Source organism: Pseudoalteromonas sp. DL2-H2.2, assembly GCF_021532535.1.
Classification (GTDB): domain Bacteria; phylum Pseudomonadota; class Gammaproteobacteria; order Enterobacterales; family Alteromonadaceae; genus Pseudoalteromonas; species Pseudoalteromonas rubra_A.
This window is the reverse complement of record NZ_JAKGBD010000015.1, coordinates 72,385-84,996: the sequence shown is the minus strand read 5'-3', so window position 1 is coordinate 84,996 and position 12,612 is coordinate 72,385. Positions and strand designations below refer to the sequence as shown.

The 12,612-nt window shown below is 53.3% G+C and carries 11 protein-coding genes; all 11 read left to right on the top strand.

The genetic code is table 11. From position 1 onward, the window contains the following. Nucleotides 1–17 precede the first annotated feature (17 nt). A complete protein-coding gene (gene rsfS, locus L1285_RS20125) occupies nucleotides 18–335 on the top strand; it encodes a ribosome silencing factor (RefSeq protein ID WP_046004194.1) in 318 nt (105 codons plus the stop codon). 1 nt (nucleotide 336) lies between these two features. Further along, nucleotides 337–807: a 23S rRNA (pseudouridine(1915)-N(3))-methyltransferase RlmH gene (rlmH, locus tag L1285_RS20120; protein WP_235413991.1), complete on the top strand. Its 471-nt coding sequence runs from the start codon at nucleotides 337–339 to the stop codon at nucleotides 805–807. Between the two features lie 8 nt (nucleotides 808–815). Then, nucleotides 816–2,687, top strand: coding sequence for a penicillin-binding protein 2 (gene mrdA / locus L1285_RS20115; RefSeq protein WP_235413990.1), 1,872 nt, complete (start codon nucleotides 816–818; stop codon nucleotides 2,685–2,687). Further along, complete coding sequence (gene rodA / locus L1285_RS20110) at nucleotides 2,684–3,790, top strand: rod shape-determining protein RodA (protein WP_054014213.1); 1,107 nt, start codon at nucleotides 2,684–2,686, stop codon at nucleotides 3,788–3,790. The genes mrdA and rodA overlap by 4 nt, the downstream gene beginning before the upstream one ends. Then, on the top strand, nucleotides 3,790–4,551 hold the full coding sequence (locus tag L1285_RS20105; protein WP_442960526.1) for a septal ring lytic transglycosylase RlpA family protein: 762 nt from the start codon (nucleotides 3,790–3,792) through the stop codon (nucleotides 4,549–4,551). Before rodA ends, L1285_RS20105 begins: the two co-directional genes overlap by 1 nt. Nucleotides 4,552–4,605: 54 nt before the next feature. Continuing rightward, on the top strand, nucleotides 4,606–5,769 hold the full coding sequence (locus L1285_RS20100) for a serine hydrolase (protein ID WP_046004208.1): 1,164 nt from the start codon (nucleotides 4,606–4,608) through the stop codon (nucleotides 5,767–5,769). A 140-nt stretch (nucleotides 5,770–5,909) separates the two neighbouring features. After that, nucleotides 5,910–6,188, top strand: coding sequence for a DUF493 family protein YbeD (gene ybeD / locus L1285_RS20095; RefSeq protein WP_040644649.1), 279 nt, complete (start codon nucleotides 5,910–5,912; stop codon nucleotides 6,186–6,188). A gap of 14 nt (nucleotides 6,189–6,202) precedes the next feature. After that, nucleotides 6,203–6,856 (top strand): lipoyl(octanoyl) transferase LipB, encoded by a 654-nt coding sequence (gene lipB, locus L1285_RS20090; RefSeq protein ID WP_235413987.1) that lies wholly within the window; start codon nucleotides 6,203–6,205, stop codon nucleotides 6,854–6,856. Next, nucleotides 6,853–7,818 (top strand): lipoyl synthase, encoded by a 966-nt coding sequence (gene lipA / locus L1285_RS20085; RefSeq protein WP_010382649.1) that lies wholly within the window; start codon nucleotides 6,853–6,855, stop codon nucleotides 7,816–7,818. Before lipB ends, lipA begins: the two co-directional genes overlap by 4 nt. 455 nt (nucleotides 7,819–8,273) lie before the next feature. Beyond that, nucleotides 8,274–11,396 (top strand): LodA/GoxA family CTQ-dependent oxidase, encoded by a 3,123-nt coding sequence (locus tag L1285_RS20080; RefSeq protein WP_235413985.1) that lies wholly within the window; start codon nucleotides 8,274–8,276, stop codon nucleotides 11,394–11,396. Nucleotides 11,397–11,407: 11 nt separating this feature from the next. Then, a complete protein-coding gene (locus L1285_RS20075; protein ID WP_235413984.1) occupies nucleotides 11,408–12,565 on the top strand; it encodes an NAD(P)/FAD-dependent oxidoreductase in 1,158 nt (385 codons plus the stop codon). The last annotated feature ends 47 nt before the right edge of the window (nucleotides 12,566–12,612 follow it).

Here is a 12,612-nt window from a genome sequence, read left to right as displayed (position 1 = left end):
AGCAAAGAGACAGAGATTTGGATTCAAAACAATTATTAGATTTTGCACTAGACAAAGTCGACGATATGAAAGCCCGCGATATTGTTCACCTTGATGTAAGAAATACCTCTTCCGTCACCGATTACATGGTTATCTGCTCTGGTAATTCCAAGCGCCATGTCCAGTCCATCGCTGACCATGTCGCCAAAGAAGCCCGCCATGCAGGTGAAACACCATTAGGGCATGAAGGTCAGGATACAGGCGAATGGGTGTTGGTTGATTTAGGTGACGTGGTAGTGCATGTCATGCAGGATCAGACCCGTGACTTCTATGACCTAGAAAAACTCTGGGGTTAATGTGAAGATCCAGCTCATTGCAGTCGGCACCAAAATGCCTGGCTGGGTTGAAACCGGCTTCCAGGAATATCAGCGGCGTTTCCCCAAAGATATGCCGCTGGAGCTGATTGAGATCGCCGCCGGCAAGCGGGGCAAAAACGCCGATATCAAACGCATTTTGCAGCAGGAAGGGGAGAAAACCCTGGCCGCCATTCCCAAAGGCAATCGCATTGTCACGCTGGAAGTCACGGGCAAACCCTGGGACACCCACCAGCTGGCCAGTAATATGGAAAAGTGGCAACTGGATGGCCGTGATGTCAGCTTGCTGATAGGCGGGCCTGAAGGCCTGGCGCCGGAATGTATCGCCGCTTCTGAGCAAAAATGGTCATTGTCCAACCTGACACTCCCCCACCCGCTGGTGCGCATTGTGGTGGCAGAAAGCCTGTATCGTGGCTGGAGTTTAAATAATAACCATCCTTATCACAGGGAATAGTCACCATTATGCTCAATCACAGGCCGACGATCCGCGACCACAGCGCAGAAGCAAACCTGTTTGCGCGTCGCGCCTTTATTGGCTTTGTCTTCGTGGTGACCCTGATAGGCATTTTGTTGCACAATGTCTACAAGTTACAAGTCACTGAACACGAGACCTATCAGACCCGCTCTAACGATAACCGCATTAAAGTCATTCCGGTCGCCCCTAACCGGGGGTTAATCTATGACCGAAATGGCATTATCCTGGCCGAAAACCGTCCGGTTTATAACCTGGAAGTGATCCCTGAGGACGTAGATGACCTGGAAACGGCACTGACCCAGGTGCGTACCCTTATCGACATCAGCGACCAGCAGGTCGAAGAGTTTCGCAAAGACATACGTCATAATCGTCGCTTTAAAAGCCAGATCCTCAAAGGCCGCTTGAACGAACAAGAAGTGGCCATTTTCTCGGTCAATCAACACAAATTTCCCGGCTTCAGTATTGAAGCGCGGCTGGCGCGTTATTACCCCTACGGCGATACCCTTACCCACGCACTGGGGTATGTTGCCAAGCTGAATAAAAAAGAACTGGCCGAGCTGGAGTCTGAGGGTAATGCCAGCAACTATCGTGCAACCCGGGATATCGGCAAACTGGGCATAGAAAAGTTTTACGAGTCACGCCTGCACGGCGTGGTCGGCTCACAGCGCGTTGAGGTCAACAACCGTGGCCGGATCATTCGCACTTTGGGCGTTGAACCACCGCAGCCCGGTGAAGATCTGGTCCTGACCATGGACATCGGCCTGCAACAGATCGCCCAAAAAGCGCTTGAAGACGTCAGGGGGGCCATTGTGGTACTCGACCCCAAAGACGGCGGCGTACTGGCCATGTACTCCAACCCCAGCTACGACCCGAACCTGTTTGTCCATGGGATCAGCAGCAAGGACTATCGTGAATTACTCAACCCCGACAGGCCGTTGATCAACCGCGTCACCCAGGGCCGCTATGCGCCGGCATCCACAGTTAAGCCCCATCTGGCTATCCTGGCACTGGAAGAAGAGCTGGTCACAGAGCAAACCAAACTTTGGGATCCAGGGTTTTTCCAGATCCCCAACGTCGATCACCGCTGGCGTGACTGGAAGCGCTGGGGGCATGGCCACGTGGATGTATACAAAGCCATTGAAGAGTCATGCGATACCTATTTTTACCATACCGCTTATCAGCTTGGCATCACCAAGATCAGTAACTTTATGAGCCAGTTTGGTTTTGGTGACCTCTCAGGCATCGATATCCATGAAGAGACCAGTGCCATCATGCCCACCACAGACTGGAAGCGCCAGCGCTTCAGAGAAAACTGGTGGCCTGGCGACACCATTTCCGTCGGCATTGGGCAGGGTTACTGGACGGCCACCCCAATTCAGATTGCCAATGCGGTGTCTATTTTGGTTAACAAAGGCGCGCACCGGCCACCACATCTGGCTCAGGTTGCTCGCCATGACAATGAAGTCACGCAAATGTATACCGATGAAAAGCCGCCCGTGGTACTAAAAAACCCGGATCACTGGCGCATAGCCCAGGAGGCCATGCACAACACGGTATATAAAACCACCGGCACGGCCCACAAAGCATTCAAAGGGGCAAGCTATGATCCGGCCGGTAAAACCGGTACCGCGCAAATCGTCAGTATTGCCCAGGGCGAAGAGTACGACGCTGAAAAATTGCAGGAGCGGCACAGAGATAACGCCATTTACACCGGGTTCGCACCGTATAACGACCCGCGTATTGTGGTTGCCATTGTGGTTGAAAACCAGGGCGGTGGCTCGGCTATCGCTGCGCCCATCGCACGGCGCCTGATGGACTATTATTTTGCCACTTACCCCAGTGACACGGAGGGACAATGAGTCCGTTGAATCAACAACGCACCATCTGGCAACGACTGCATATCGACTTGCCGCTGCTGCTTGCCATGCTAGCGATGATGGTTGGCAGTATCACCATAGTCTACAGTGCCAGTGGTCAGGATATGGACATGGTGGTGCGCCACAGCAAACGCATGTTTGCCGCCTTTGCGGCCATGCTGTTAGTGGCCCAACTGTCGCCCAATACCTTAAAAAGGCTGGTATTTCCCATGTACACCGTAGGCCTGCTGATGCTGATTGCCGTATTGTTTGTCGGGGTCAGCAGTAAAGGCGCGCAGCGCTGGCTGGATCTGGGCATTACCCGTTTTCAGCCGTCCGAAATCATGAAAGTCGCCGTGCCCATGATGGTTGCCTGGTACATTGGCCGCCATCATATGCCGCCGCGCTTTATCCACATTATTGTTGGCTTTGCGATTGTGCTGGTGCCAACTTTGCTCATCAAGGAGCAACCCGACCTTGGCACCTCTATCCTTATCGCCAGCTCAGGGATATTTGTACTGTTTCTCGGCGGGTTGAGCTGGAAACTGATTGGCTCTGGCATGCTGCTCGCCGTGCCCGGTGGCTTTGCGCTGTGGCACTTTGGTATGCACGCTTATCAAAAACAGCGGGTACTGACCTTTTTAGATCCAGAAAGCGACCCGCTTGGCTCTGGCTATCACATCATACAATCAAAAATCGCCATCGGCTCCGGCGGCATTGAGGGTAAGGGCTGGCTGCAGGGCACCCAGTCGCAACTGGAATTCTTGCCCGAGCGTCATACTGACTTCATTTTTTCCGTGTTAAGTGAAGAATTCGGGCTCACTGGTGTGGTGATTTTACTGAGCCTGTATTTGTTTATTATTGGCCGGGGACTCTATGTTGCCGTAAACGCGCAGGATGCATTCAGTAAACTGCTGGCCGGCGCACTGACACTGACCTTTTTCGTATATATTTTTGTTAATATCGGCATGGTGTCGGGCCTGCTCCCTGTCGTTGGGGTGCCACTGCCGTTGATCAGTTATGGCGGCACCTCCATGGTGACCCTGATGGCCGGGTTTGGCATTATTATGTCGATAGCCACAGATAAGAGGATGTTATTGAAGTGATCAAGAGGACGTTTAAACAAGCTGCACTACTGGGCTTTGTTGTTGTATTAAGCGCCTGTAGCAGTCGCTATCAAGTGAAGCAGGACAAAGCCCCATTGCGCGCACCCACTGAGCTGGAGATGCAGGACGCACTGGTGACCAGCGAAGCCAAAAGTGTCAGCGCGGGTCGCCCCTATGAGGTGCTGGGTAAACGGTATACGCCCATGTCAGATGAAAAAGGCTATCAGAGCCAAGGTACCGCGTCCTGGTACGGACATAAATTCCATGGCTACTACACCTCGAATGGCGAGGTGTTTAACATGTTTGATATGACCGCCGCACACAAAACACTGCCATTACCGAGCTTTGTGCGTGTCACCAATGTCGAAAATGGCAAAAGCGCCATTGTCAGGGTCAATGACCGTGGGCCGTTTCACGATGACCGGCTGATTGACCTGTCCTATGCCGCCGCCTATAAACTGGGCTTTCATCGCCAGGGTACAGCACAGGTTAAGATAGAAGCCCTTACCATAGCGCGCGATACGCCCAGGCTAACCTATGTGCAGGTTGCCGCCGCCAGTAACATTGAAAATGTACAGGCGCTGGCCAGCACCTTGTCGCAGCAATTTCAGCTTGGCACACCCATTGCCTTTGAGGACAATTTATACAAGCTAAGACTTGGCCCGATCACCGACGATAATACCGCGCAAAAGCTCTTAGAAACGTTGCGCCAGGGTGAATTTAATCGCGCCTTCTTGCTTTACACAGAACATGAACTTTAAAATATTCAGTAATGACATTTAAACATGCCGATCAACAACCAAAAAGCGAGCATAATGACAGTTTTCAAACCTAAATTTATTAAACACTTAGTGGGTGCCGTGTGTTCGTTCACCCTGTTTTCGGCCAGTGCACAGATCTTGCCTTCACCACCTCAGGTCAGCGCCAAGGGCTATTTCCTGGTAGATTTTACAACCGGTAAGGTGATTGCAGAAGGCAACCCGGACACCAAACTGGCCCCGGCGAGCTTAACCAAAATGATGACCAGCTATGTGATTGGTACCGAGCTGCTGGCCGGTAATATTGCCAATGAAGACATGGTCACCATCAGTGAAAAGGCCTGGGCGAAGAATTTCCCGGAATCTTCCAAGATGTTTATCGAAGTGGGTAAACAGGTCAGTGTTGAAGACCTTAACCGCGGTGTAATCATTCAATCAGGTAACGACGCCTGTGTTGCGCTGGCAGAGCATATCGCCGGCAGCGAAAGTGCCTTTGCCGATCTGATGAATGCCCATGGCGAGAAACTGGGGATGACCAACACCCATTTTGTAAACAGTCATGGCCTGGATACCGATGAGCATTACACCACCCCAAGAGACATGGCGACCCTAGGCGCAGCGCTTATTCGTGATGTGCCGGAAGAATACGCCATCTACAAAGAGAAGTCGTTCACCTTTAATGGCATTAAGCAGTACAACCGTAACTCCCTGTTGTGGGATGCCAGCCTGGACGTCGACGGCATTAAAACCGGTCACACCTCAGAAGCGGGCTACAGCCTGGTAACTTCAGCTACTAAAGGCGATATGCGTCTGATCGCCGTGGTCATGGGCACAGCCAGCGAGCGCGCTCGTAAGGTTGAGAGTAAAAAGCTCCTGAACTATGGCTTTCGCTTCTTTGAAACCATTACCCCTTATAAAGCAGGCGACAGCTTTGCCGATCAACGGATCTGGATGGGTAACAAAGAAACCGTATCACTGGGTATTGCCGAGGACACACCGATCACCATTCCACGTGGTCAGCGTAAAAACCTGAAGGCCCACTTTGAGCTGGATAAAACCCTCGAAGCACCACTGGCGAAGGGCAGCAAGGTCGGTACTTTATTCTTGCAACTGGAAGGCGAAGACATTGCTCAGTACCCGCTGGTCACGCTGGAAGAAATCGAGGAAGGCAGCTTCTTCAGCAAGATTTACGACTACTTACGTTTACAGATCATGCAATAACCCCGGTTTTAGTGGGTTTATAAACCAGTACGCCTCCCACCGGAGGCGTTTTTTTTTGCCGCAAAAATGCTAGAATGCCCGCCAAGATATGTAGCGTGCCAGGGTCTGTTCAGGCCCAGCCAAGTAGTGAGGATACCGTTGTGGTAACACCTGTAAAAAATACTAAGTTTGACGAGTACTTAGAGTTCCCTTGCCCGTTTACCTTCAAGATTATGGGTCTGGCGAACGTCAACCTGACCGATCAGGTTGTGGCAAAGATGCAAACTTTGGCACCCGGTGACTATGCACCTAAAACCAAGCCAAGTAGTAAAGGCAACTATGAATCCGTCACCCTGGTTGCCACTGTGACGTCAAAAGAGCACATTGAGCAGATCTACACTGAGATAGGTTCACTGCCAGACGTTCGATACGTGCTATAAGGCGCAAACCAGATATGAGCAACCGCAGTATCATAGTTCGTCAGCTGGGCCGCCAGGCGTATGAGCCAATCTGGCAAAAAATGCAGTCCTTTACCGACACCCGTGATGACAACAGCCCGGATGAGATCTGGCTGGTAGAACACGAGCCGGTCTTTACTCAGGGTCAGGCCGGTAAAGCCGAACACCTGTTGGCCCCCGGTGATATTCCGGTCGTTAAGGTCGATAGAGGTGGTCAGGTCACCTACCATGGTCCGGGCCAGCAGATGATGTATGTGCTGTTTAACCTGCGTCGGCTAAAGATTGGGGTCCGCGAGCTGGTGACCTGGCTTGAAGAAACCATCATCGACATGCTTAAAGACCACGGCATTGAAGCCTATGCCAAACCGGATGCGCCCGGCGTTTATGTCAGTGATGCCAAAATCGCCTCACTGGGGCTGCGGGTCCGTCGGGGTTGCTCGTTTCATGGTCTGGCGCTGAACGTCAACATGGATATGAGTCCATTTTTACGCATCAACCCGTGTGGCTATGCCGGCATGGAAATGGTGCAAACCAGTCAACTTAATGGCCCTGCTACGCTTAACGATGCGGGCAATGGCCTGGTAGAACATATGCTCAAGCGCCTCACGGCCGAGCAGGTTAGATACATCCAGGGGTTTGAAAACGAATGAGTAAACCAGTGAAAATTGAGCCAGGGGTAAAGCTGCGCGACGCAGAAAAAATGGCGTTGATCCCGGTTAAAGTAATGCCAACTGAGCGCGATGAAATGCTCCGCAAGCCGGACTGGCTGAAGATCCGTCTGCCAAAATCCAGCGAGCGCATTGATGGCATTAAACAGGCAATGCGTAAGCACGGCCTGCACTCCGTCTGTGAAGAAGCCTCATGCCCTAACCTGTCTGAGTGTTTTAACCACGGTACAGCCACCTTTATGATTTTGGGTGCCATCTGTACCCGTCGTTGCCCATTCTGTGACGTGGCACACGGTCGTCCGCTCAAGCCAGATGCCGCAGAGCCAGAAAAGCTGGCACTGACCATCAAAGACATGAAGCTGAAATACGTGGTGATCACGTCGGTTGACCGTGACGACCTGCGTGACGGTGGTGCCCAGCACTTTGCCGACTGTATTCGCGAAATTCGTAAACACAACCCGGGCATTACCATCGAGATCCTGGTACCGGACTTCCGTGGCCGGATGGACCGCGCACTGGAGATCTTAACCGAGACGCCGCCGGATGTGTTTAACCACAACCTGGAAACCGCACCACGCCTGTACAAAATGGCGCGTCCGGGTGCCGACTACAAATGGTCACTGGAGCTGTTACGTCGCTTTAAAGAAGCGCACCCTGAGGTGAAAACCAAGTCTGGCCTGATGGTCGGTCTGGGCGAAGAAATGCCGGAAATCGAAGAAGTGCTGCGCGATCTGCGTGAGCACAACGTCGACATGCTGACCGTTGGCCAGTACCTGGCACCGTCTAAGCACCACCTGCCGGTGAAACGCTACGTGCCACCCGCAGAGTTCGATGCGCTGAAAGAATATGCCGACGAAATTGGCTTCAGCCACGCCGCCTGCGGCCCGTTCGTACGCTCCAGCTACCACGCTGATCAGCAGGCTGCGGGTAAAGAAGTAAAATAACGGCAAATTTGTCGTTACCCTTGCCAAAGAAAAGCCGCACTTTTGCGGCTTTTCTGCTGTTTACAGCGCCAAGCTACTCCGGCTCCGCCATGGCAAACTGCCGCTCCTGGTGATTGAGATAGCTGTTAAAGATGAATACCTTAGCCAAAAACCAGCCCCCCCTCCTAAGTGACAACCCAAATAGCCCTCTGACAGAACCCGACAGACCCCCAACTAGCGGTTTTTCGTCAGTCGACTACGCGTAACCTCCTGTAATAGTCATTGATTGCCTTTGCATCTAGAGTTTATCCAGATACCGATTGGCGCAGCCCCGCTATACTCACAGTGGGCAGCGTTAAAATACTGCCCGGTCGGGACAGGTAAACGGCATATCTGTGGCTCACGCGTTAACTCGCGAGTGACATTTGCGCTATTGCAGTTGCCTGACAAGGAAACATAGAAAAGCGGAAACCGTTATGAGCGATAAGAAAAAACGTAACAAGCAACAGCAAGGTGAACTGGTCAACCCTAAGTATCTTAAAAAGAACATAGATAACGCCCCAACAGCCAATGAGGTGAAGTGCTGGACGGGAGATGACTACCAACCCATTGAGCTGGCAACCCAGCGCCTGAAAGAAATGTTTGTTGAAATGGGACAGAAAACCCGCATTGAACGCGGACAGAAACCCGCTGAGCGGGCGGTCTTTCGTAAGCAACATGGCATCGCTTACGGCACCTTTGAGATCCATAAAAATCTGGATAAATGTCTGCAAGCTGGCGTATTTGCAAAACCAGCCAGTTACGAGTGTGTGCTGCGCTTTTCCAGCGATACCACACCGGATGGCCCGGATCTGCATTCCACTTTGGGCGTGGGGATCAAACTCTTTGGCGTGAAAGGTAAAAAGTTGCTGGGTGACAGCGACAACGTCGACTTTATTATGCAAAACATCGACCGCTTTTTTGTCCGCGATGCTTCACAAATGTGTGCTTTTACCACCGCCGGGATCATTAACCGCGACTACCCGGCGTACCTGGCTAAGCATCCAAAAACTGCCAACGTTCTGGATGACATGGCCAAGCCCGAGGCCAGCTGCCTGAGTGCCCACTACTGGGCGATACTTCCCTTTAAGCTCGGTGAAAAAGCGGCGGTTAAGTACCGTATTCGTCCGGTCGATACCTACCGGGGTTCGCCAGCCCAGGGGAACGACTACCTGGCGGACGATTTGCAAATTCGCCTGCGTCAGGGACCCGCCAAGTTTGTATTTGAAATCCAGCGCCGCCCACAAGGTGGCTCAGAAAAAGACTTCCCCATCGACAACGCCATGGTTGTGTGGCCAGAAGACGAGGCACCGTTCGAGCCGGTTGCCACCCTCACGCTGCCACAGCAAGACATTTGTGCCATAGGTCAGGCTGAGTTTGGCCGTAATCTGGCATTTAATATCTGGCGCACTCTGGCTGAAAATGAACCGCTGGGTTCCATTGCACAAGCACGTAAAATCGTTTATCAGGCCAGCGCCAATACCCGCCATCAGGCCAACGGCCAGCAGATGAACGAACCCGATGCAATCGACCCAAAGTTTACGGGTAACAGCGACGAAAGCAGCGACTGTATTGTACGGGCCGGTATTTATCCACCGATTGGCGTCATGCGGGTAGGCAGCAGTCAGGAGTACTTTATTGGTCCACAGGTGCCGAATCCTAAGCCTCGTCTGGAAAAAGACGCCTACCGCGATGGCAAAGGGCTGCTAAAGCGCCAGGCGGCAGAATTTCGTATTTATGGTTTTAACGCGGCAGGCAAGCCCGTTAAAGAGTTGACCATGGATAACGCCAAGATCAGCTGGCAGGTTCATCTGGCTAACCAGAAGTCGTCCTGGTACGAGTTTCAGCTAGCACTGGATGTACCGGAAGCGGCCGATGCCCCGCCCAGCCTGTTGCGCAACAACAATGTTGCCGATCGCAATCGTTTGTTGATCGACGGCGGCAGTCATAAGCTGGATAAAGCCAAAGTGAAAAAAGGCCCGCAATTCCAGGGCGAATTTATGGGCGAAGAGGTCTATCTGGGTGAGCTAAAGTCAGACAAACAGGGCCGCCTGATTGTTCTTGGCGGCAATGGGGTCTCGCGCAATATCAATGGTGACATTGCCATCACGTTTGCCAATAACCAGGGCTGGCACGACGATATTTCCGATGGCCCGGTGACCGCCGAGGTGGAATATGAAGGCGTGCAATTGCAGGTTGACCCGGCCTGGGTGGTGTGTGCCCCACCAGATTACGCGCCAATGCAAAAATCTGTGCGGACCATGTGGGACCTGATGCGCTCAGTCGCGGTCAATGCCGGTATGCTGACTCGCCCGGCGCGTCCGTCTTTTAAACACGATATTTTGCCCATTTTCGAGCGCATGACCGACTTGCAATGGGTGAACGCGGGCTTTGCCGCCGGGTTTGGTTTTAAAGCCCCCTTTAATTACACCAGCGAAGAATGGAAAGCCAAACTGGGCAACCCGTCTCCGGCTTATAAAGAGCTGCGCCGTACCTTGTCAAACAACTTCCGTCGTTACGGTCAACCCGGTGCGCAGGCTGCGCAACTGTGGCCCTGGCTGTATGGCGATGCTCTGTCTATTCCACCAACGGGGTCTGAGCGTCAGCACTCCACCCTGTCTGCGCTGCAACTGTCGTTTCTGGATCAGTGGGTTGAAGGAGACTTTACCGCAGACTATGTAGACCCGGCAGTTTGCCCGCATGCCGCTGAGCCCAACGACATAGATAAAGTGCCTGTGGCGGAGCAACCGGATATGCTGACCCGTGGCGCTCTGGATTTTTGTCTGGCTGATGCTTTTCATCCGGGCTGTGAAATGACCTGGCCAATGCGTACGGCCGGTATGTATATGGCACCATTTCGCATTAAACATGCCGATAAAGGGATCAGTAAAGACACCACCTATTATGGTGCCCAGATCAACGGCGATACCATTACCCTGGCACAGGGGCCGATCCTCGGTGGTCAGGTGGCGGGTGGTATCACCCGATGGATGGCGATCCCCTGGCAGACCGACACCGCCAGCTGCCGTGATGGCTACACGCCCGATTACGACCCCTACCTGCCCACTTTCTGGCCCGCGCGGGTGCCGAATAACATCCTCAATGTGGCGCGCTATGAAGAAGCCATTAACCCGGCGCTGGACCCGCAAACCCGCGTTGAGGCATTCAATTATCGCAGCGACTGGCTCGATGCGCTGCCCTTATATGGTCAGCCGGCCACCTATACCGCCCAGATCAACAGCATGATCGCCAATTTCGATAAACTGGCTGTGGTCCAGAGTCGACCGGGTGCAACCGACAGTGTAGAGCTGCCCGCAACCATGCAGGTTGGGATCACTGCGGAAGATCACCTGTCCAAAGAAGCGAGTAAGGCGGCTGCCAAAGCGCAAGCCAACAACAAACTTCTGACCGTTGCGCAGCTGGCTGCGAACCTGGTGCCCAGCCCGGACGGTCAGGATGCGGCAAGGCCCGTCATGGCGACTTCGCGCTCTCGGGTAGATCTCGGGGTGATCGAAAAAGTCAGTCGCTTTGCGGCAAACTTTCCCAAGGACTTAAAATAAGGTCATACGCAATGACACAGGTAAAACATTGTCAGATTGCGATCATTGGCGCCGGGGTGGCAGGCTGTATCGCCGCCCTGGCGCTGAGTCGCCACTTTCAGGTCGTATTGATTGACAAGCAACCTGCCTGCGCCGACAAGGTGGGTGAATGCCTGCCGCCGGCTGCGGCGCGCATACTGCGAAATTTAAACCTGCTCAAGGACTTTGAGCAGCGCCAGGATTTGCACATACCACACTATGGCATGCAAAGCCGCTGGGGGAGCGAGCAAAGCCTTATTAACGACAACCTCAGTAATCCCGATGGCCTGGGCTGGCAACTCAATCGGGCCGGGTTTGAAAACTGGTTGCGCGAGCAAGTGGTCGCGCATGGCGTAGACACCCTCTGGCCCGCCAGGTTACTGGACGCCCAGCCTGGCAGTGACGGCTGGTTGCTGTATCTGGCAGCGCATGCCTCAGCGCAAACCCAGGCCGCTCAGCAGAGCATCGCTATCCCCTGCCACTTTGTGATTGATGCCACCGGACGCCACAGCGCATTTGCCACTAAACTGGGGCTCAAACGCACTGTGCTGGACAAACAAATTGCCCTGTGGGCAAGCCTGGATTGTGACATCAAAAACCAACTGGCCTGTATTGAAGCAAGCGAGCAAGGATGGTGGTACAGCGCCCGGTTACCGGCGCAGCGCCGGGTACTGGCACTGCAAACCGACAGTGATTTACTGAACAAAGGCCTGCAACACGACTTGCCGCAGTTTTGTCGCCTGGCACGGACACAACCTGGATTAAAAACATTACTACCACAAGGCATTGAGCACTCGGGCACCATGCAGCTGCATGGTGTGGTATCGGCTAATAGTACCTGTCTGACTCAGGCAGCCGGGCACCGCTGGGCTGCACTGGGTGATGCCGCCTGTAGTTTCGACCCGTTATCGTCGCAGGGCATGTTTAATGCCATGGCAACCGCCATGCAACTGGCCAATAGCCTGGGGGAGTATGGCCTGAACGATGCCGACGCCGCCATTGAGGTAACCCGCCTGCATCAGGCACAGATCAAGTCTGTCTGGCAACACTATCTGAGCCATCGTGCGCATTATTACGCACAGGAGCGACGCTTTTCCGACTCACCTTACTGGCAACGTCGCCAGACACACAAAAACGCCGAGTTCAGTTGAGCCCGGCGTGAGGTTCGCAATTCAAGTCCTTTTTTAATACCTGTCCA

Excerpts from the sequence above, each read along its gene's own strand:
- L1285_RS20100 (WP_046004208.1), top strand. The coding sequence starts at position 4,606 with ATGACAGTTTTCAAACCTAAATTTATTAAACACTTAGTGGGTGCCGTG.
- rodA (WP_054014213.1), top strand. The coding sequence starts at position 2,684 with ATGAGTCCGTTGAATCAACAACGCACCATCTGGCAACGACTGCATATC.
- L1285_RS20075 (WP_235413984.1), top strand. The coding sequence starts at position 11,408 with ATGACACAGGTAAAACATTGTCAGATTGCGATCATTGGCGCCGGGGTG.
- mrdA (WP_235413990.1), top strand. The coding sequence starts at position 816 with ATGCTCAATCACAGGCCGACGATCCGCGACCACAGCGCAGAAGCAAAC.
- lipB (WP_235413987.1), top strand. The coding sequence starts at position 6,203 with ATGAGCAACCGCAGTATCATAGTTCGTCAGCTGGGCCGCCAGGCGTAT.
- L1285_RS20080 (WP_235413985.1), top strand. The coding sequence starts at position 8,274 with ATGAGCGATAAGAAAAAACGTAACAAGCAACAGCAAGGTGAACTGGTC.
- lipA (WP_010382649.1), top strand. The coding sequence starts at position 6,853 with ATGAGTAAACCAGTGAAAATTGAGCCAGGGGTAAAGCTGCGCGACGCA.